Here is a 20,852-nt window from a genome sequence, read left to right on the forward strand (position 1 = left end):
TTAAGGCTCTAATTAATAGAAAGGAAATATGCTTACAAATTTTAAAGACGAAGATTTTGATACTAAAATTAAAAATGAAGATGTTTCAGTCATCCAGTTTTCAGCTGAGTGGTGTGGTCCATGTAAGGCACTAAAACCAGTAATGGATAAGTTATCTGATGAATATAAAGATAAGGCTGGTTTCTATTATGCTGATGTTGAAGATGGTGGAATAAATACCGGAAGTGCAGCAGGTATTAGAGGTGTTCCAACAGTTATTATCTATAAAAAAGGCGTTGAAGTAGATAGAAAAGTTGGTGGAGTTCCCGAAAGTCACATGAAGGAATTTTTAGATAAAAATATCTAATTTAAACTTAAAACTTCACCCGCAAGATATAACGATCCAGTAATAAGTATTATATCGTTTTCTTTTACCGGGATTGACTTTATAGCATCTTCTATACTTTCCTTATAATTTATATTTGAAAAGCCGTTTAGCTTATCTTTAAGCTCTCCTCCTTTAATTGAATTAGGTTGATTAGGTATATCTATTGTAGTCAATGTAGAGATATCCTTAAAGAAACTCATATATTCATTATGATCTTTATTAGCCATCATTCCAAGAATGATGTGTTTATTGCAATCTAAACTTTCCAAGTATTCATTCAAAACTTTTGCTCCCAATGGGTTATGAGATCCATCAACATAAAGTTTGTGATCTTTTACAAGCTCTTTAAGTTTTCCAGATTTAATTTCTTGTAATCTTGCAATACAATTTATTTTTAAAATACCTTTTTTAATGTGGTCATCTTTAATTTTTAAGTCTTTCAAAATTCTTAGGGTCGCAATTGCTGTTGAAACATTTTCTAATTGAAATTGGCCTTTAACATTTGGCATAGGTAATTTTATTCCCCCAAATTGATCTTCATAATAAAAGAAGTCATTTTCTTGCATTGTAAAACTATAATTTTCATTATGGAAAAACTTATTTGATCTATTATTTGAAATTGTTTTTTTTATATTATCTGTAATTTCTTTATTGCTTTGTTTTGCAATTATAATATTTGAGTTTAATAAGCTTGATGTTTTCTCAAAAATAATTTTTTCAACAGTTTGTTCATTTTCAGGTAGCCAATCTAAATGATCAAGGCCAATAGATGTTACAACGCTAGCAAGGTTATTTTTTAAGATATTAGTAGCGTCAAATCTAAAGAATAATCCACTTTCAATTAAATTGATATTATCTGGGTATTGAGATGCTTTTAAAAAATAGGCTGCTGTCAGTATTTCAAAAAAAGTAATTGGTTCACCATTGTTAGCTTCCTCAACTTCTTCAAGTAAATTTGCCAAATCTTCATCATTCAATTCTTCATTATTAAAAACAAACCTTTCATTGATACTTTTGATATGAGGACTAGTGTAGATATTACAATTGAAATTTGCTTCCTTTAAAATAGAAAACATTGCTTGGATAGTTGAGTACTTTCCATTAGTACCAACAATTGAAATTGCTTTGATTTTATCTTGAGGGTTGCCTAATTTTTTGCAGAGACTTTGAATACGATCTAGACTTAAATCTATTTCTTTAGGATGCAGCTCTTGTAAGCGACTGACTATCTTCTGAAGTTTCATTTTGTTCAGCACTTATATCAGAATTTTTCTTTAACAATATTGATAATAAAGTTCCAATTTTTGATCCAAGCTCTTTACGCTCAACAATTAAATCTACAAAACCAGTTTTTTCAACATATTCACTTTTTTGGAAACCTTCAGGTAATTCTTCTTTAACTGTTCCTTGAATTACTCTTGCGCCCGCAAATGCAATTAAAGCTCCTGGTTCTGCAATGTGAATATCACCTAACATAGCGTATGATGCAGTAATACCTCCTGCTGTTGGATCAGTGATACAAACTAAATATGGAAGTCCATTTTTTTTTAATTCATTGATTGCAAGTGTTGTTCTTGTCATTTGAGATAATGAAATTAAACTTTCCATCATTCTCATCCCACCACCAGCACTAATACATAAAAAAGGTGTTTGATTTTCAATAGCATGTTGTATTCCATATAGAAAAGCTTCTCCCTCTGCGGCAGCCATAGAAGCACCTAAAAAATCAAAATCAGAAGCTACAGCTGTAATTTTAATATTATTTATAGTTCCAGAAGCAACCATCATTCCACATTCTAAACCTGTTTTTTTACGAGCACTTTTTAATCTTTCTTTGTAAGGTTTAGAATCTGTCCAATTTAGTGGATCGTCTTTTGGTATTGGAGTTTTGAAAATCTCATAATTATTTTTTCCAAACAAAATATCAAATCTTTGATGTGGTTTTATTCTATGATGACGTTTACAATCTGGACATACCCATAAGTTTTCTTCTAATTCTTTTTTTAAAATTGGACCCTTGCAACAAGATGTCCAATCACTCTTTGCAATATCTTCTTTTGTAGCTCTTTCACGTATAGCAGTTTTAATTTTTTCACCTGCTTTAATAATTTTTGTTATCCAGTTCATAGAATTTTATTTTTTAATCTTTTAACGATATTAGTAACATTTGTGACAGCATTTTGTCTCTTTTCAATTGATTTGGAGATTTCCTTACAAATTGCACTACCAACCACCAAACCATCAGCTTTTTTTAAAGATTTGATTGTTTTTTCTGTAATACCAAAGCCAATAACAACATTTTTTGATTTATTTTGTTTTTTTATTTTATTGTATTTTTCTAATATTTTCCTCGGGGACACCTTAAGCTTTCCACCTGTAGTGGATAACATGCTTATATAATAAATCATATCGTGAGAATCTTTAATAATTTTTTTTAATCTTATCGAGGAAGTAGTTGGTGAAACTAATTGAATAAAATTAATTCCTTTTTTTTTACATTTTGATGCAAAATTTTTGTTTTCAGGATAAGGTAAATCAACAACTATTAAGCCATCAACTTTTGACTTTTTGCATTTATCTAAAAATTTATTTTCATTATATTGATAGATCATATTGTAATAGCCCATCAGTATAATTGGTTTATTTTTTTTTATTTTTTTAAAATTTTTTACAATTGAGAATACATCATTAATTTTTATACCATTTTTAATTGCTCGGTAAGCACTTGTTTGTATTTGTCCCCCATCAGCTATAGGAGTGTTATGTGGAAAACCTAATTCACAAATATCTGCGTAATTAGAAATTGATTTTAATATTTCTAAGGATTTTTTTTTAGTATTATCACCAGCAACAGTATATGTCAGTAAAGCTGGTCTGTTCTCTTTTTTTGCATTTGAGAAAGTTTTGCTGATTAATGAATTCATTAATTTTTACCTAACCTTTCTCTTAAAATATCTCTATCTTTTTTAGCATCACCACAAGAGTTAACGATTATGATTGTGTCTTTACTTAATTTTGGTGCAATTTTTATCGCTTCAGCAAATGCATGACTAGGTTCTAAACTTGGATTAAGTTTTTCAAATTTAGTTACCATCACATGTGCTTTTAGTGCTTCTTCATCAGTTGCGTAAGTGTATCTAGCTCTTTTTGTATCTTTTAAAAAACAATGTATAGGACTTACACCCGGGTAATCCAATCCAGCACTAATCGACTCAGTATCATTAATTTGACCTTCATTGTTTTGACAAACATAAGAAGCTGCACCATGTAAAATTCCAATTTTAGCATTTCTGCTTAGAGGAGCTGCATGAAGTTTAGATTTTTTTGGACCTCCAGCCTCTACACCAACCAACTCTATTTGTGATTTGTTAAAATCTATAAATTCACTCCAAAAACCATATGCCGAACTTCCACCTCCCACACAATTAATTAATTTAATCTTTTTTGGAATTTTTTTGAATTCTTTTTTAATTTGTATTTTTAATTCTCTTGAAATTTGTGCTGTACTCCATCCACAAATTTTAACAAAGATATTTGGTCCAACTGTACTTCCAACACACATATGCGTAGTATCACAATTTGATACCCAATATCTCATACACTCACTGACTGCATCGACCAAGGTTTGACTGCCTGAATATACAGGAACTATTTCGGCACCATTTTTTCTCATAGCATCACAATTTGGTTTTTGTCTCTTGATATCTTTTGCACCCATAAAAATTTTACATTTCAAACCAAATTTCTTAGCAGCCATACTTAACATTTTACCAGCATAACCTGCACCTGTATCTCCAACGATATATTTCTTACCCATTGCCTTACAAATTAAAGCATGAACAGTTGCATTATATATTTTGTGGGCTCCACCATTAGCCTCTGATACAACTTTAGCCCATATTTGAGCACCACCTAGGTGATTAGATAAATTTTCTAATTTTACAAATGATGTGGGTGATCCTATATAATTCTTAAAGTAATAATCCCTCATTTTTAAAAATTTCTTATTATTTCTTAATTTTGAAAACTCCTGTGTTAGATCCTCTACAGGTTTTTTTAAAGTTTCAGGAATAAAACTTCCTCCAAATTTACCACCCCAAAAACCGTAACGATCATGCTGGTCAATTAGAGGAATTTTTTTTTTAAGTTTCATTTATTAATTTATTTAAATTGTTTAAAAAAATATTTATTTTGGATACATCTTTTAATCCAGAAGTTTCTAAGCCTCCAGATAAATCTAAGTAATTAGCAATTTTCTCATAATTTTTTAGATTATCATCGAATTTTATATTACCAGCTAGCATCAATTCCTTGTTTAATTTGATATTTTTAATCAAGTTATGATCAAAGCTATGACTTTTTTCATAACCTTTGCTATCAAATAAATATACATCTGTTACGTCAACAAATGACTTATACCTAAGAACATCAGATTCATCTTTTATTGTTAAAGCTGTAATAATTTTTTTTTGATATTTTTTTTTTATAATTTTAATTTCATCTGGGGTACAGTCATACAATTGATAATAATCAAAAGGTAAACTTTTTATTTCTTCCAAAGTTTTATTGTTAGGCTTTACTAAAACAGCAACAAATTCACTTTTGTTTTTTTTTACATTTAACAATTTATTTAGATAGTGAGGTTCAACATATCTTGAGCTTTTTGGGTAATTGCAAATGAAGCCAATAAATTTTGGGGGATGTGTATGATTAATTATATAATTTAAAGTATCAGAATCTTTTACACCACAAATCTTGCAACCTTTGATCATTTGTTTAAATGATCAATAAGTTTTTTAGTATTGTTTCTAATGTTACCTTTTGTAAGAGATCTTCCTATAACAATACCAGAAACCTTATTTTCAAATGCTTGTTTAGGAGTCATAACTCTCAATTGATCATTTGAACTATCACCGGGTAGTCTTATTCCTGGAGTTATTATTAATAAATTTTTGTATCTTTTACGAACCATCAAAGCTTCTTTAGCAGAACAAACTATACCATCGCATCCTGATTTTTTAATTAATGCTGCTTGTTTTAAAACTAGTTGTTTAACTTTTTTAGTATGACCTATTTCTTTAAGAGATTTATTATCAAGACTTGTTAAAATAGTAACACCTAATATTTTAATATTTTTATTTATACTTTTTGCTTCTTTTTTTATTGCTTTAAGCATTTCAATTCCACCACTTGCATGTACCGTTATATATTTACATTTTTTTAAATCTTTTAAGCTATCTATTGCAGATAAGGCTGTCTGCGGAATATCATTAATCTTTAAATCTAACCAAAAGTCACTTTTAATATTTTCTAAGAATTTCCTTCCTTGTTTGGAGTAAAAGAACTGAAGACCAAATTTTGGAATAATTTTAAGTTTTATTGTTTTTGTCTGGTTAATTATTTTTTTAATTTTCTTAAGATTTGAGGTATCACATGCAACAAATATAGTATTATTCTTCATTGTTATTTAATTTTTTAAACAAGTCCTTTGACATTTTAAAGTGAATTGTTTTTTTTTCTGGAGTATTAACTTTTTCTCCAGTTTTTGGATTTCTTGATATCCTAGCTTTTTGTATATTCGTAGAAAAAATACCAAAACCCCTTAACTCTACTCTGTCGCCTCTTTTGAGAGCTCTTTTCATTTCATTTAAAACTATATTTACAAATTTTTCTAAGTCTTTTTTTAAGAAATTTGGATAGTTATTTGAGAGTTGTTTTAAAAGCTTTGATTTTACAATAGCCAATTTAATTTCTTTTTAATTAATCTTTTTCTTCTTTTTTTTTCTTTAAATCATCAGATAAAGACGAGAAGGGAAGGTTTTTACCAGATCCTTCAGATCCGTATTTTTCTAATGCCTCTTTTTTTTCTATCTCTTCTAATAATTTAATACTTAGTGTTACTTTACGTTTGTTTAAATCTAAGTCAGCAATAGCACAATCAAGCTTCTCTCCTCCTGTCCACCTACTTGGTCTAGCATCAGCAGAATTAATTGCGATTGCAGATTTTTTAATTTGAAAATCCATTTCACATCCTTCAGGTCTTACAGTTAATCCTTTATTATCTGTAGAAATAACTTTCACTGTTATTGTTTGATTTTTGGATTTATCTTTGAACCAATCAAAAGGATCAGCTTGGGTTTGTCTTAAACCAACTCTTATTTTTTGTTCTGAAGTTTTAATTTCTAAAACTTTTACTTTAATTTTATCTCCTTTTTTATATTTTGCTAATTCTTCCTCACCATTATTTAAGTAAGTTAAATCATTACAATGTAAAAAAGTATCAATATCTAAATCCTCAACTTTTACAAATAATGAGTATTCATTTTTGTTAACAATTTCGCCTTCTACTACGCTATTAACAGGATATTTTTTTTCAAAAGTTTCGAATGGGTTTTCCTTAGTCAATCTGTGAGAAATAGCAACTCTTCGCTTATCTTTATCGATCTCAGTTATCACACAGTCTATTTCGTCACCAACTTTAAACATTTTTTTTGCTGAAATGTTTTTCTTTGTCCAACTTAACTCACTAGAATGAAGCAGTGTTGTTAATCCAGGTTCTAATTCACAAAATGCTCCAAAATCCATTATTTTTACTACTTTCACTTTATAAATTTTATTTAACTCATAATTCTCAATATGTTCAAAAGGATCAGGTGACAGTTGTTTTACTGAGCAACCTACTTGTAATTTATCTTTATCAACACTTATGACTTTAAGATCATGTTTTTCACCTATATTAAAAACTTCATCAGGATGGTTCACTCTTGAATATGAAATTTCTTGTAAGTGAACCAATACATCTAGTTCACCATTAACATTAAAGAAACATCCAAATGAGCTATATCCTTTTACCTCAGCATTTTTTATTATGTCTCCAACTTTGTATTTTTCAATAATTTTTGCTTTATCTTCTTTTTTAAAATTAGAAATGATTTCTCTCCTCGAAACACATGCATTTCCACGAATTTTATCTAATTTTATCAATGCAAATTTTTGTGGTTCATTCATTAAATGACTTATATCTTTTAGAGGTTTGTCACTGATTTGAGATCCTGGTAAAAACATCAGAGAACCAGTATCAATATGCTCCACAATGCATCCACCTTTACATTTAGAAGTGATCTTGCCCATAATTGGCTCATTTTTCTCGTACGCTTCAACTAATTTATCCCAACCTTTGATTTTTTGAGCTTTACTTGCTGAAACTAAAACTTCTCCATTTTTATCTTCAATTTTTTCTAATAAAACGGATATTTTTTCTCCGATTTTAATTTTTTCACTAAGACCCATAGTCTTTAATTCATTTATATCTAAAACAGGTTCAGATTTAAGTCCTTCAACAAATAAAAACACAAATTTCTCTGTAATTTTATTTATTTTTCCCTCTATAATTTTTCCTTCTTCTATTTGTACTTTTGAGAGCTGACTATTAAGTAATTTTTCAAATTCCTTAGATGCTTGACTAGATAAATCTTTGTATATTTCCATTAATCTTTAAGTTTTTTGTCTATTATTTTTTTTATTTTTAAAAAACATGCCCTTTTATTAAGGTTTGTCGTATTAATCAATAGGGAATCTTTTGTTTTCTTTAGAGGAGAAATTTTTCTATTAAAGTCGCTTTTATCACGTTTTTTAATGCTTTTAAGCACTTCATTATAAGTTATTTTTTTTCTAAGCCTTTTTAATTCTTTGTATCTTCTCCGAGCTCTTGTATTTATGTTTGCAGTTATAAAAAATTTAAATTCAGCATCAGGTATTATTTTATAAGTTATATCTCTACCATCCAGACATGAGCCTTTGTATTTTTTTGGTGGGTTATATGCAAAATTTATTTGGAAGGAATGAACTATTTCTCTTATTCTTTTAAATTTTGATATTTTAGACGCTTCAGTTCCTATTTCATCTGATAATAAGTTATTGTTTGATAAGTCTTTTGTTTTTAAAGTTTTAATTTTTGACCGAATAAATCTATCATTATATTTTTTTGGGAATTTTAATTTTAAATAAGCAATAAACCTATATATTTTACCTGTGTCTAAATAAAACAGATTATAATGTTTAGATATAGCTTTTGCTAAAGTCCCAGCCCCAGCTGCAGCTGGTGAATCTATAGCTACCTTGATAATATTTTTTCTTTTAATCATTTTTTTGTTAAATTTCTTACAATCTTTAAAAAATTTGGAAAAGATGTTTTGATAGAATCTTTATCATAAATTTTCCAGATACCACCAAAAGATAAAGCTGCAATTACAGAGGTCATAAATACCCTATGGTCTTTTAAATAATTTTTAATTATGATTTTTTTGCTAATATTTAAATTAGGATTACCAAAAATTTTTATAGAGTCTTTTGTAGTAATATTTTTAACTCCCATTTTGTTTAGAATTATTTCAGCCCATTTAAGTCTTGGACTTTCTTTTTGATTTAATTCACTCAAACCTTTGAAATACGAAATACCTTTTGCTTTTGCAGCAACTAAAAAAATTACTAAAAATTCATCTATGGCACCACTATTAAGTTTTTCAGGACAATTAATTGCAGTAATTGATTTTTGACTTTTAATTTTGATATCAGCTATTTTTTCCCCTTTATAAATTTTTTTGTTTTTAAATACAATTTTAACACCCATTTTTTTTAAAATTTGTATTATTCCTATTCTTGTATCATTTATATTAACATTTTTTATAATAAGCTCAGAGTTATTTGATAGAACAGTTAGTACAATAAAAAAAGCACTTGAGCTAATGTCGGAAGGAATATCATAGTTAAGATTTTTTATATTTTTTATTTTTTTAATTTTTATTTCGTCATATTTTTTTTTATTTTTAATAGTTATTGGTAAATTTAAGTATTTACATAAAAGTTCAGTATGATTTCTTGATTTTTTTGCTCTTATTACTGTAGTTCCACTCGTTCTCATCCCAGCAAAAAGCACAGAGCTTTTGCATTGGGCTGACCCTTTTTGCTCAAAATATTTTATAGGTTTAAGTTTTGTTGATCTATATATTGTTAGTGGTAAGTTTTTGTTATTTGTTAACTTAAATCTTGTACCAAATTTACTTAAGGGATCAGAAATTCTCTTAAAATCTCTTTTAGATAAACTTTTGTCACCTATCAACTTAATAGGTTTTGGGGTATTTATTATTAAACCAAGTATTAACCTACCTAAAGTTCCCGAGTTTTCTGCGTTTATAATTAAGTTTTTTTTGTAATTATAACCATTAATTCCTTTTCCATAAATTTTACATATATTTTTATTAACTTTAAATTTGATTCCCAGGGATTTGATTGCTTTTAAAGACGCTACTACGTCTTCAGACATTAATAAGTTTTTTGCAGTTGAGGTTCCATCTGCTAGTGATGAAAATAAAACCCATCTAATACTTATGCTTTTATCACCACTAACTTTTATTACTTTTTTAAAATTATCTATTTTTTTTTTTATTATAAGAATTTTTGACATTGGAGATTAATTAAATTTGAAATTATCACCAAAGTAAGCATTTTTAGCATTAATATTTTTTACTAGATTTGATGGAGTGTCTTCAGCAATTATTTTACCGTTACTTAATATCATTGCTATATCAACACAAGCTAGTAGATCTCTAGCTTGATGATCACATATGCAAATTGTAATTTGATTTTCATTTTGTAAATTAACAATTATTTCTTGCAACATTTTAATTGTTAATACATCTAATGCCGCGAAACATTCATCTAAAAGTAAAACTTTTGGTTCACTTAGTAATGACAAAGCAATTACTAATTTTTTTTTCTGACCACCTGATAAAAATTTTGCTTTAATATCTTTCAAATTATCTAACTCAAATTTTGAAATTAAATAATTTATCCTTTCAGATCTATAATTTTTGTTATCTATTACAATTTCACTAATAGCTTTTAAATTTTGATGTAGAGTTAAGTCATTAAAATAACCACCATACTGAGGGACATATCCAACTTTGAATTTTTTTGTTCTTAAATAAACTGGATAATCTGTTACATCCTCACCAGAAATTTTTATTTTTCCACTACCAGGATTAATTAATCCAGTAATCAAATTAAAAATAGTTGACTTACCTACACCGTTAGGTCCTAGCATACCAAATATTTGACCCTCATTGATTTTAAAATTTATGTTATCTAAAATAAGTCGATTACCATAAGCAAGAGAAATATTCTCAAACTCAATTATCGTATTAATATTTTTAAATGACTTAATTCTAAATTTTTTAATTATTGCCATCTTTATTTTTAGTTTTAATATTTACTTTTTTCTCTTTTTCATACATAAAAATTTTAGTATCTTTTGTCATAATATCAATTTCAATAACATCAGCTTTTAAAGTATTTTTTAAATTATTAAAAATTACATTTTTAGAGATTATCATTAAATTTCTTTCTAAAGAAAAATCTAAATATTCTCCGGTAATTTTATTATTTAAATAATTTATTATTACATTTTTAGAAAAAATTGTATCAAAATTGTCAATATTATATTTTCCAAAGTTTGATTCAATTAATATACTGTCAGAATTTTTTAATTTAATTAAACCATCCACTTTAGTCAGATACAAAACATTTCTATTAGAGTAGTCTATTTCTCCTTTATCTGCTTTTATTATGTATTCATTTCCATCTGCATCTTTAGTACTATAATAAATGTCTTGAATTATATTTGATTGATAAATTTCATCTTCATTTATCTCAGGTTCTTCAGATATCTTTTGTTTTTTATCTAAAAATTTTGAATAAACAAATATTGAGATAATAAAAATAGATAAAAATATAAAAAAAAATTTAAAATTTTTTTTTATTTGCATTAAGAAATATTTGATTGCAAAATAGTATGCACGTGGATGACTCCTATTGTTTTTAGAGGTTTTTTCTTATCATAAACAACAAGAGACGTTATTTTTTGTGAGTTCATCAACGAAAGGGCCTTTGCAGCCAATTCATCTTTGTTAACGTAAATAGGTTTTTTTGTCATAATTTTTTTTACAGGCAATGAATGAAAATCTAATTTTTTTTGACTAAATCTTCTAATTTGTCCATCTGTGATTATACCACAAGTTTTTTTATTTTTATCTCTTACGATTAAAATTCCTAATTTTTTTTCACTTAAAACTTTTAAAGCTTTATACATTCGTAGATTCTCACTTACAAAAGGAATTTTTTTTCCTGTAATCATAATATCTTCAACGGTTTTTAATTGAGCTCCAAGACTTCCTGCAGGATGTAATTTTTTAAAATCCATTTTACCAAATTTTTTAAATTTCATTGTTGCTATTGCTAAAGCATCACCAAGAGCAAGTTGTGATGTTGTGCTGGCTGTAGGTATAATTCCCTCTGCTTCTGCCATCTTTGGTATAAAAAGTTTTATATCTGAAGATTTATACAAAATAGAATCTTTTTTAGAAACAATTCCAATTAATAATATCCTGTTTCTTTTTGCATATTGAATTATATTTTTTAATTCACTTGTTTCACCTGAGTTGCTAATTAATATTAAAATATCTTTTTTTGAAACCATTCCCAGGTCACCATGAGAAGCCTCACCAGCAGATAGACTGAACGATGGCGTACCTACTGACGCAAAGGTTGCAGCAATTTTAGATGCAATAAGTCCACTTTTGCCAACACCACATAAAATTATTTTAGATTGACATTTAGCAATATGAAATACCGCTTCGTTAAAAGAATTATTTAAACTCCTTTTTAAATTTTGAAGAGCCTTTATCTCAAGATTAATTACATCTTTAGCAGTTAATAAAAATTTTTTATTCATTACTAGTGTGCCCAAATATCATCTTTGAATAAAGCTAAATCAAGATCAACTCTAATTTTTAAAAATTTTAAACAATCTCTATATAGATTTATTCTGTTTTCCCTAACTAATATTTTGTTAAGTTCCTCATGAATTTTATGTAAATAAATTACATCATTGGCACAATATTTTAATTGAGCAGGTGCAAGTTCACCTCCAAAATCCGAACTTTGAAATTGTTTACTAATGTCTATGTTAATAAATTCTTTAATTAAAGATTTTAATGAATGATTATCTGAATAAGATCTTGCAAGTTTTGAAGCAATTTTTGTATCTAGAATATTGTTTACATCAGTTTTTAGATAATGTTTAATATGAGCTATGTCTGCTCTACCAAAATGAAAAATTTTTGTTATTTTTTCATCACCAAGTAGCTTTATTAGATTTGGAGAATTATAATTTTTCCTGTCAAATTGAACAATATGAGCATCTGAATTGCCAGAGGAGACTTGGATCAAACAAAGTGGATCACGCCTTACATTAAGACCCATGAATTCACCATCCACTGCTATTGTATTGCCTAATTTCAAATCATCTGGTAGATCGTTTTTGTGTAATTGAATATTATTACTCATTTAAAATATATATATATGAAAGCAAAAAATTGTCTAATTTTTGGTGGTAGTGGTCAAATTGGCAGGAACTTAATAAGAAAACTGACTAAGAACAACTATAAAGTCACTGTAGTAACGAGAAATGTACATCAAAAAAGTTATATTATTAAAACCCAGGCCAATGCTGGTTATATAGACATTGTTGAGTCAAATATTTTTGAGGAGAATAAAATAAGAGAACTTTTTAAGAAAGCTGACATTTGCATTAATTTAATTGGTATCCTATTTGAGCAAAAAAAAGGAAATACATTTAAAAATATTCATACTGTTTTCCCAGGACTTTTGGCAAAACTTTGTAAAGAATATAATTTAAAACACTTTATACATTTATCTGCATTAGGTATTAATGAAGCTGAAAATTCTGATTATGCTAAAAGTAAACTTAACGGAGAAACTGAAGTTTTAAATAATTTTCCTTTAGCTACAATATTAAGACCATCTGTAGTTTATTCAGTAGATGATAACTTTACAACAAATTTTATGACATTACTTAGTAGGCTTCCTTTTTTCCCTCTTTATTATGGTGGTGATACTAAGTTTACACCAATTCATTGTTCAGATTTGACCGATACAATTTATCATATAATTTCGAGAAATATTTATTCTAAAATTATTGAATGTGTTGGTCCTGAGGAAATTACATTTAAAGAAATTCTACAGAGATTGCTTAAGCTTTTAAATAAAAAAAGAATTTTAATACCTTTACCATTTCTTTTAGCGGATATGTCTGCACGTTTATTTGAAATTTTACCAAAACCCCTTCTTACAAGAGATCAATTGAGACTTCTTAAGTATGATAACGTATTAACTGGAAAATATAAATCTAATGCTGAAATTGGAGTGCCTAGCGTAAGGTATTTTGATGATGAAGTTAAAAAGTATTGCTATATGTGGAGAGATGGTGGCCAATTTTCTACAGAAAAATATTCATCTAAAAATGATCAAAAAAAATAAAATAAGTTAATATTTAAGCTGACTGTATTTTTTTTTCTATAAATTCTGGAACATCTTCTTTTTCACTTACCTCTTCTTTTTTCCCTTTAGGCTGGTAAGCATAAAGTAGATGAAGTTTACAATATGAAAAATCTTTCAATGATGACCTACCACAAAAATAAAATGATTTTTCATCTGGATGTCCAATAGGCCATTTACATGAATTTTCATCAAGCTCTTCTAATTGTTTAGGATTTTCTGGTTCAAAATCTTTTTCTATTATTAATGATTTGAATTTACTTCTTCGAACTCTTTTGGATTTAGTATTTTTTTCATCTAAAGAATTTTCAAATTTTTGATTTGAAGTAGCTGTTCTAGTTTTTATTTTAGCTGATAAATTTAGGCGGTGAGCTTTACCTATTACTGCATTTCTACTTATACCGCCAATAATACCTGCAATTTGACTGGCAGTATTTCCTTTTCCCCAAAGTTCCTTTAATTTAGCTACTTTTTCTTCAGTCCAACTCATTATCAATATCTTGTATCTTGTTTGTTTAGAATAACTATATACTGTTATAAAATTAAATTAAACAATCAAAAATTAAGAGTTATCAACATTAATATGCAAATTAAGTATATATATGTTTTCAATCCTAACTTGTATTAATAATTATAATTTATAAAACAAACTAAATTTATGAGTTATTTAGCAAAAAATTATAATAGAAAAAATATTTCCTTTAAATACGGCAAAGGTAGCAATCTATATTCCATTGATAAAAAAAAATATTTAGATTTTGTACAGGGAATAGCGGTTAATTCTTTAGGTCATGCACATCCAAAATTAGTAAAAACTGTAAAAAAACAATCGAAAAAATTGTGGCATGTATCTAATGCATTTCAAATTCCAGAGGGAGAAATGTTGGCTAAAAAGTTATGTAAAAAAACTTTTGCCGATTATGTAATGTTTCAAAATAGTGGTGCTGAAGCTACGGAAGCAGCAATTAAAGTTGCTAGAAGATATTTTTACTCAATAGGTAAACCAAATAAAAATAGAATTTTATGCATTAAAAACTCCTTCCATGGAAGAACTTTAGCAACAATTTTTGCAAGTGGATCAAAGAAAATGACCGAAGGATTTGGTCCAAAAGTAACTGGTTTCGATCACTTCAGTTTTGGAGATCATTACTCTCTTAAAAAGAAAATTAATAAAAATACAGCTGCAATTATGGTTGAAACAATTATGGGTGAGGGTGGTATAAAAGTAATTCCAGATTGGTGTTTAAAAGAATTAAGAGCATTATGTAATAAGAAAAAAATATTATTAATTCTTGACGAAGTTCAATGTGGAATAGGAAGATCTGGTGATTTCTTTGCTTTTGAAAAATCAAAAGTTAAACCTGATATTGTGCCAATTGCAAAAGGAATAGGCGGGGGATTTCCTATTGGAGCAGTTTTAATGAACAAAAAAGTTGCTTCTGGTATGACACCAGGCACTCATGGATCAACATTTGGAGGAAATCCTTTGGCTATGGCTGTTGGAAATACTGTAATGGATATTATATCAAATAAGAAATTTTTAAATAATGTAAAAAATTTATCAAAATATTTTTTATTAAAACTAAATAAAATTAAAGAAAAATACCCAAATATAATTAAGCAAATAAGAGGAAGAGGTTTTTTGATTGGGATACAGTTATATAAAGATCAAACTGAATTTATAAAAAAATTGATGAACAATCATCTACTGACTATTAGAGCTGCAGAAAATGTTGTTAGGATTTTACCTCCACTAAATGTCAAAAAAAATGAGCTAGATTTAGCATTAAAAATTATTGAAAAGGTCTGTTCACAGATAAAATGATATGAAACATTTCATTAATTTAAAAGATATACCTGCAAAGGATCTTAGAAAGATTATTATTGATGCAAAGAGAAGAAAAATTTTAAGAAAAAAACTAAATATATTAGAGGTTGATAAGGGCGCACCCCTAAAAGGAAAATTGTTAATCCAAATGTTTGAAAAATCTAGTTTGCGGACAAGACTAAGCTTTTATTTAGCTATCAAACAATTAGGTGGTGGTACTTTAACTTTGAGATCTAATGAGCTTCATTTAGGTCAAGGTGGAGAGAGTATTGCTGATACGGCCAAAATTCTTTCGACCTATGGTGATGGATTTATGCTCAGAACTGATAGCGATAAAAAGGTTGAAAATTTTGAAAAATATTTATCTATACCCATAATCAATGGTCTAAGTCCTTCATCTCATCCAACACAGGTTTTATCAGATGTTTTTACTGTTGAGGAAATAATAAAGAAACCTATTTCTAATTTAAATATTTGCTGGATTGGTGACTCCAACAATGTTTTAGATAGTTTAATAGCTGCATCAGTTAAATTTTCTTTCAAGCTAAGTATTGGTTGTCCAAAAAAATTTGAACCAGGAAAAGAAGTTAGAGCTTGGGTCAAAAAAAATAATAAGCAAATTTATATTTATAATGATGCGAAAAAAGCGGTTTCAAATGCAGACGTAATTTTTTCTGATAAAGTTATTTCTTTAAATGACAAAGTTAATAAGAAGAAAAAAATAAAAGCATTTAAAAATTTTAAAATTGATAAAAAATTAATGAGTTATGCAAAAAAAAATTGCATCTTTTTACATTGTTTGCCAAGAGGAGATGAAGTGAGTGACGATGTTTTCTTAGGAAAAAAATCTCATGTATGGAAACAAGCACTTAATAGAGTTCATGTGCAAAAAAGTATTTTATTATATTGTTTCGGAAAATTAAGGTAGCGGCAAAGGGCTGTCTGAATTTTCATTTAGATATTTAATTACAGAAGCTCTATCTTTTTCTTTTCGTAAACCTGCGTAAGCCATCTTTGTTCCCTTAATCCATTTTGCAGGTTTTATTAAAAATCCATTTAGTTCTTCAAAAGTCCATTCTTTATCATACGCTGCTAAAGCTTTAGAATATTTATAATCTTCAACCGCTCCAACTTTTCTTCCCACAACATTATATAGAGCTGGACCTATAGCATTCTTTCCTCCTTTAATAATTGAATGACAAGCTGCACATTTTTTAAAAACTTTTTCACCATGCGCAATATCTCCCATTGCCATTAAGGCCGATATATCAATTTTGTCTGACGTTGTACTTGAGCTAGTTGTGGATATAGTGGTTGCAGTTTCTACTTCGACTGAATAACCAGGTGTTTCAGGTTTTTCTACGTGAAATATAAGATCAGATAACTTTCCAATACCGATAACAAGTAGGGCAACCATTAAAACTGCAGCAACTATTTTGTTTATTTCAAAAGAATCCATTTTTTCTAATTTATGTAGTGAACGTATAACACGATAAATTAAAAAAAAGCTAAAATTTAATGTATAAATTTGCCCCTATAGTTGTTTAATGAGTATAATAATTTGATAATATAATGAAAACTTTAGTAATTATACCCTCTAGAATGTCTGCAACTAGGCTTCCAGGTAAACCGTTATTAAAAATAAATGGTTTATCAATTATATCACATGTGTCTAAAAAAGCGGAAGAAGCCAATATTGGAGACGTGATTGTAGCTACAGAGGATCAAGAAATTATTGATGATGTTAAAAGTAATGGTTTCAATGCTATTTTAACAAGCAATAAACACAAGACAGGAACAGATAGAATTCACGAAGCACTTAAAAAATCAAATGTTAGAGATGTTGATTTTATTATGAATTTACAAGGTGATGAACCAGCAATCGACATTGATGATATCAAAAGTTTGAATAACAAAATGGTAAAAAATAATTCTAATTTAGGAACTCTTGCCGCAAAGTTAAAAGATAATAAAAACCTCAAGAATGAAAATATTGTTAAGGTTATCACCGAAAACAGCCTTGAAAGAGATCATTTTCCAAAGGCATTATCTTTTTCAAGAAAATCTGAGCAGGTAGAAAATATTTATCACCATATTGGAATTTATTGTTATTCAAGAGATTGTCTTAAAAAATTTGTTCAATTGGATCAATCCAAAAATGAAATAGAAAATCGACTAGAGCAGTTAAGAGCATTAGATAATAATATTGATATAAATGTTTCACTTGCTATGTCATCTCCAATAGGTGTGGATACAGAGGAAGATTATCTAGCCTTAAAAAAAATAATGGAATATAAGAATTGATGAGTAAAATTTATTTTCAGGGAACTTTTGGTGCGTATTCTCATTTAGCAGCGCTTTCTATTGATCCTAAAGCTGAGATTTTGCCATGTAAAACTTTTGATGAGTGTTTTAACAAAGCATCCGAAGAGCCAGATAGCAGAATTATAATTCCGGAATCAAACAGAATTACTGGTAATATTGGAATTGAATATTTAATATTTAAACATAGGCTAAATATTTATAAAGAGCATTTTCAAAAAATTGAACACAACTTATTAGGACAACCTGGAGCTAAATTAAAACATATTAAAGAAGTATACTCACATGCTCAAGGATTGTCTCAGTGTTCAAAATTTATAAAAGAAAATAATTTAGCAGAACATATTAGAGCAGATACTGCTGGATCTGCTGAAATGATTTCTAAAACAAAAGATATCAAACAATCTGCGATAGCATCTTCCTTAAGTGCTGAAATTTATGGCTTAGAAGTAATTAAAAAAAATATAGAAAATGAAAGTGGAAATTTGACAAGATTTTTGGTTATGGGAAAAAATATTTCTCAACCAGAATTTAAAGACAAAACTTACATAACCTCTTTTTTATTTAAATTGAAAAGTAAGCCAGCTGCCCTCTATCAATCACTAGGAGGTTTTGCTATTAATGGTGTAAATTTAACTAAACTACAAAGTTATCCAGAAAAAAATAGTTTCGATTCTTATTTTTTCTTATGTGATTTAGATGGACATATTGAAGACTTAAAAGTTCAAAAATCTCTTGAAGAGCTAGGCCTACATTGTGAGGATTTTCACGTTCTAGGTGTTTTTGAAGCTGATAGTTTGAGACAAAATAAATAAGAATCTTTTCTTGTAGATTAGAAATTTTAACTGCTATAATAGACTTGGAGGCTAGAGGTGGATGCTGCTTGAACCCGACCAGATCTTAACGGAAGCAGTCGTAGAGACAGTTATTCAGGTTCTAGTCTCCTAATAGATATATGAATAATAACTCAAAAGTATTATCGCTTAAATATAGACCACAAACTTTTGATGATCTTATTGGTCAAGAGGTTGTTGCTGAAACTATTACTAATTCTATTAAAGCTGACAAAACACCTAATGCGTATTTGTTCACTGGAATAAGGGGAATAGGAAAAACCACAACAGCACGAATTGTTGCAAAAGCACTTAATTGTTCAAATAGTATCGATAATTTATGTAAAGAAAACTTTTGTGAAAGCTGTAAATCTATAAGTGAGTCTAGTCATATAGATGTGCTTGAAATGGATGCAGCAAGCAAAACAGGTGTAGATGACGTAAGAGATTTAATCGAATTTTCAAGATACGGGCCGACCTCGTCTAAATATAAAATTTTCATTATTGATGAAGTTCATATGTTAAGCAAACAAGCATTTAATGCTTTATTAAAAACTTTAGAGGAACCACCAGAATATCTAAAATTTATTTTTGCAACTACAGAAATTAAAAAAATTCCAATTACAGTCGTATCTAGATGTCAAAGATTTGATCTATCTAGAATTAAATCCTCAGAATTATTGGAGTTTATTAAAAAAATTAAGGATAAGGAAAATGGAAAAATAAGCGACGATGCTTTAAAGCTTATAGTAAAAATTTCTGAGGGCTCTGTTAGAGACTCTTTATCGTTGCTCGATAGAGCACTATTAAGTTTGGATGAAGGAAAAGAATTAGACTTAAATTCAGCTCAGAAAATTTTTGGATATTTTGATAAATCTCAATTAATCGATTTGTTCGAGTTAATTTTAAAAGGTGAAGAAACAAAAGTAATAAGTATTTATAGAAAAATTTATGATCAAGGTGTTGAACCAAAGGTTTTTATTAATGATTTCTTAGAGTTACTTTACTACTTTAAAAATATTAATTCTTTAACTATAGAAAGTACAAACTTTTCATTAAATGATGAAGAATTTTCTAAAATTAAAAATTTATCAAATCAAATAGACTCAGAGGTATTAATATTATTTTGGCAATTTGCCATCTCTTCTCTCGAAGAGATAGACATAGTTTCTAATCAACACCTTTCAATTGAGATGTTCTTAATAAGACTAATGCATTTAAGTTCTGTAAAATCTGAAAATAAAATTGAAAATGTTGAGGCCAATTTGAAGAGTGAAAATTTTGTAAAGAATACAGAAACTGAATTAACTTCTAAAACAATAAATCAAATTAAGAATGTTGCACAGGAAGAAAAAATCAAACCAGAAGTTCAGACAGAAATTAAAGCAGAAAATAAAACTAATATAAATGCATTTGAGGATTTAATTGAAATTTGTTCAAAAAAAAAAGAGATCAAACTTAAATACGAGTTAGAAAAAAATGTTAACCTTGTAAAATTTGAAAAAAATAGAATTGAAATATCTTTTAATGAAAGTTTAGATAAAGATTTTGTAAAAGATTTATCATCAAAGCTTTTTGAATGGACCGGTGAAAGATGGATTATTACGTTTAGTAAATTAAAAGGGCAAATGTCAGTAAAAGATAAAGAAAAACATGTAAAAAAACAGTTAATGGATGAAATGAAAAATTCAGAAATATTTAAAAGTGTAATTGATAAATTTCCTGATGCCGAATTAATAGATATAAATTCAAACAAAGATGGAGTTGATAATGACTGATTTTAGTAAAATTTTAGATAAAGCAAAAGAACTTGAGTCAAAAATGAAAGAAAGCCAACAAAAAATTAAGGAAATTAGAGTTGAGGGAGTTTCGGGTTCAAATTCTGTGAAGATAACTTTGGATGGAGAGGGAGAGATGCAAACAATAAAGTTATCTGATGAAATTATGAAAGAGGACAAAACCATAATTGAAGATTTAATTGTTGCAGCACATAATAGTGCTAAATCTCAACTTAAATCAAAAACAACTGAGGAAATTTCAAAAGCAACTGGAGGTTTTGGAATTCCTGGTTTTAAATGGCCTTTATGAT

Annotated in this window: 24 protein-coding genes; 8 read left to right on the forward strand and 16 right to left on the reverse strand. The window is 27.9% G+C overall.

Annotated elements, in window-relative coordinates; translation table 11 throughout:
- Window positions 1-28: 28 nt before the first annotated feature.
- On the forward strand, window positions 29-346 hold the full coding sequence (locus tag ACTT88_RS00350) for a thioredoxin family protein (RefSeq protein WP_075504453.1): 318 nt from the start codon (window positions 29-31) through the stop codon (window positions 344-346).
- On the opposite strand, the gene ACTT88_RS00355 is transcribed toward ACTT88_RS00350, so the two are convergent.
- Genes ACTT88_RS00355 through ACTT88_RS00420 form a run of 14 tightly spaced genes read right to left on the reverse strand, consistent with a single transcriptional unit; the run spans window position 343 to window position 12,769 of the window.
- Window positions 343-1,611 (reverse strand): bifunctional folylpolyglutamate synthase/dihydrofolate synthase, encoded by a 1,269-nt coding sequence (locus ACTT88_RS00355; RefSeq protein ID WP_440907408.1) that lies wholly within the window; start codon window positions 1,609-1,611, stop codon window positions 343-345. The genes ACTT88_RS00350 and ACTT88_RS00355 overlap by 4 nt on opposite strands.
- Window positions 1,565-2,494: an acetyl-CoA carboxylase carboxyltransferase subunit beta gene (locus ACTT88_RS00360; RefSeq protein ID WP_440907409.1), complete on the reverse strand. Its 930-nt coding sequence runs from the start codon at window positions 2,492-2,494 to the stop codon at window positions 1,565-1,567. Before ACTT88_RS00360 ends, ACTT88_RS00355 begins: the two co-directional genes overlap by 47 nt.
- Entirely contained in the window at window positions 2,491-3,291 is an 801-nt protein-coding gene (gene trpA, locus ACTT88_RS00365; RefSeq protein ID WP_440907410.1) for a tryptophan synthase subunit alpha, read from the reverse strand. The genes ACTT88_RS00360 and trpA overlap by 4 nt, the downstream gene beginning before the upstream one ends.
- Window positions 3,291-4,520, reverse strand: coding sequence for a tryptophan synthase subunit beta (locus tag ACTT88_RS00370; RefSeq protein ID WP_440907411.1), 1,230 nt, complete (start codon window positions 4,518-4,520; stop codon window positions 3,291-3,293). The genes trpA and ACTT88_RS00370 overlap by 1 nt, the downstream gene beginning before the upstream one ends.
- Complete coding sequence (locus ACTT88_RS00375) at window positions 4,510-5,139, reverse strand: phosphoribosylanthranilate isomerase (RefSeq protein ID WP_440907412.1); 630 nt, start codon at window positions 5,137-5,139, stop codon at window positions 4,510-4,512. The genes ACTT88_RS00370 and ACTT88_RS00375 overlap by 11 nt, the downstream gene beginning before the upstream one ends.
- Window positions 5,136-5,828, reverse strand: coding sequence for an orotidine-5'-phosphate decarboxylase (gene pyrF, locus ACTT88_RS00380; protein ID WP_440907413.1), 693 nt, complete (start codon window positions 5,826-5,828; stop codon window positions 5,136-5,138). Before pyrF ends, ACTT88_RS00375 begins: the two co-directional genes overlap by 4 nt.
- Window positions 5,818-6,111 carry an HU family DNA-binding protein gene (locus tag ACTT88_RS00385; protein WP_440907414.1) on the reverse strand — a complete coding sequence of 98 codons (294 nt, stop codon included), beginning with the start codon at window positions 6,109-6,111 and terminating at the stop codon, window positions 5,818-5,820. Before ACTT88_RS00385 ends, pyrF begins: the two co-directional genes overlap by 11 nt.
- A gap of 16 nt (window positions 6,112-6,127) precedes the next feature.
- Window positions 6,128-7,855 (reverse strand): S1 RNA-binding domain-containing protein, encoded by a 1,728-nt coding sequence (locus ACTT88_RS00390; RefSeq protein ID WP_440907415.1) that lies wholly within the window; start codon window positions 7,853-7,855, stop codon window positions 6,128-6,130.
- Window positions 7,855-8,511: a (d)CMP kinase gene (gene cmk, locus ACTT88_RS00395; RefSeq protein ID WP_440907416.1), complete on the reverse strand. Its 657-nt coding sequence runs from the start codon at window positions 8,509-8,511 to the stop codon at window positions 7,855-7,857. Before cmk ends, ACTT88_RS00390 begins: the two co-directional genes overlap by 1 nt.
- Complete coding sequence (aroA, locus tag ACTT88_RS00400) at window positions 8,508-9,830, reverse strand: 3-phosphoshikimate 1-carboxyvinyltransferase (protein ID WP_440907417.1); 1,323 nt, start codon at window positions 9,828-9,830, stop codon at window positions 8,508-8,510. Before aroA ends, cmk begins: the two co-directional genes overlap by 4 nt.
- A 6-nt stretch (window positions 9,831-9,836) precedes the next feature.
- Window positions 9,837-10,613, reverse strand: a complete 777-nt coding sequence (locus ACTT88_RS00405; protein ID WP_440907418.1) for an ATP-binding cassette domain-containing protein — start codon at window positions 10,611-10,613, stop codon at window positions 9,837-9,839.
- Window positions 10,600-11,190, reverse strand: coding sequence for an LPS export ABC transporter periplasmic protein LptC (gene lptC, locus ACTT88_RS00410; RefSeq protein ID WP_440907419.1), 591 nt, complete (start codon window positions 11,188-11,190; stop codon window positions 10,600-10,602). The genes ACTT88_RS00405 and lptC overlap by 14 nt, the downstream gene beginning before the upstream one ends.
- The gene (locus tag ACTT88_RS00415; RefSeq protein ID WP_440907420.1) at window positions 11,190-12,155 is read right to left on the reverse strand and encodes a KpsF/GutQ family sugar-phosphate isomerase; all 966 of its coding nucleotides are present in this window, start codon (window positions 12,153-12,155) and stop codon (window positions 11,190-11,192) included. Before ACTT88_RS00415 ends, lptC begins: the two co-directional genes overlap by 1 nt.
- Before the next feature lie 2 nt (window positions 12,156-12,157).
- Complete coding sequence (locus ACTT88_RS00420) at window positions 12,158-12,769, reverse strand: ribonuclease D (RefSeq protein WP_440907421.1); 612 nt, start codon at window positions 12,767-12,769, stop codon at window positions 12,158-12,160.
- A gap of 15 nt (window positions 12,770-12,784) precedes the next feature.
- Here ACTT88_RS00420 and ACTT88_RS00425 point away from each other — a divergent pair, with 15 nt between their 5' ends.
- Window positions 12,785-13,762, forward strand: a complete 978-nt coding sequence (locus ACTT88_RS00425) for a complex I NDUFA9 subunit family protein (RefSeq protein ID WP_440907422.1) — start codon at window positions 12,785-12,787, stop codon at window positions 13,760-13,762.
- A 13-nt stretch (window positions 13,763-13,775) separates the two neighbouring features.
- Here ACTT88_RS00425 and ACTT88_RS00430 read toward each other — a convergent pair whose 3' ends face one another.
- Window positions 13,776-14,270 carry a GcrA family cell cycle regulator gene (locus ACTT88_RS00430; protein ID WP_440907423.1) on the reverse strand — a complete coding sequence of 165 codons (495 nt, stop codon included), beginning with the start codon at window positions 14,268-14,270 and terminating at the stop codon, window positions 13,776-13,778.
- Between the two features lie 168 nt (window positions 14,271-14,438).
- Here ACTT88_RS00430 and ACTT88_RS00435 point away from each other — a divergent pair, with 168 nt between their 5' ends.
- Together ACTT88_RS00435 and argF are read left to right on the forward strand one after the other, a co-directional pair.
- A complete protein-coding gene (locus tag ACTT88_RS00435) occupies window positions 14,439-15,605 on the forward strand; it encodes an aspartate aminotransferase family protein (protein ID WP_440907424.1) in 1,167 nt (388 codons plus the stop codon).
- A gap of 1 nt (window position 15,606) precedes the next feature.
- Window positions 15,607-16,536, forward strand: coding sequence for an ornithine carbamoyltransferase (gene argF, locus ACTT88_RS00440; protein WP_440907425.1), 930 nt, complete (start codon window positions 15,607-15,609; stop codon window positions 16,534-16,536).
- On the opposite strand, the gene ACTT88_RS00445 is transcribed toward argF, so the two are convergent.
- The gene (locus tag ACTT88_RS00445; protein WP_440907426.1) at window positions 16,528-17,067 is read right to left on the reverse strand and encodes a c-type cytochrome; all 540 of its coding nucleotides are present in this window, start codon (window positions 17,065-17,067) and stop codon (window positions 16,528-16,530) included. The two genes, argF and ACTT88_RS00445, sit on opposite strands and share 9 nt — an antisense overlap.
- A 113-nt stretch (window positions 17,068-17,180) precedes the next feature.
- On the opposite strand from ACTT88_RS00445, the gene kdsB reads away from it, so the two are divergent.
- From kdsB to ACTT88_RS00465, 4 genes are all read left to right on the forward strand, one after another.
- Window positions 17,181-17,912: a 3-deoxy-manno-octulosonate cytidylyltransferase gene (gene kdsB / locus ACTT88_RS00450; RefSeq protein ID WP_440907427.1), complete on the forward strand. Its 732-nt coding sequence runs from the start codon at window positions 17,181-17,183 to the stop codon at window positions 17,910-17,912.
- Window positions 17,912-18,745: a prephenate dehydratase domain-containing protein gene (locus tag ACTT88_RS00455; RefSeq protein ID WP_440907429.1), complete on the forward strand. Its 834-nt coding sequence runs from the start codon at window positions 17,912-17,914 to the stop codon at window positions 18,743-18,745. The genes kdsB and ACTT88_RS00455 overlap by 1 nt, the downstream gene beginning before the upstream one ends.
- 140 nt (window positions 18,746-18,885) lie before the next feature.
- A complete protein-coding gene (gene dnaX / locus ACTT88_RS00460; RefSeq protein WP_440907430.1) occupies window positions 18,886-20,541 on the forward strand; it encodes a DNA polymerase III subunit gamma/tau in 1,656 nt (551 codons plus the stop codon).
- Window positions 20,534-20,851, forward strand: coding sequence for a YbaB/EbfC family nucleoid-associated protein (locus tag ACTT88_RS00465; protein ID WP_440907431.1), 318 nt, complete (start codon window positions 20,534-20,536; stop codon window positions 20,849-20,851). Before dnaX ends, ACTT88_RS00465 begins: the two co-directional genes overlap by 8 nt.
- Window position 20,852 lies beyond the last annotated feature (1 nt).

This window comes from Candidatus Pelagibacter sp., assembly GCF_052046145.1.
GTDB lineage: Bacteria > Pseudomonadota > Alphaproteobacteria > Pelagibacterales > Pelagibacteraceae > Pelagibacter.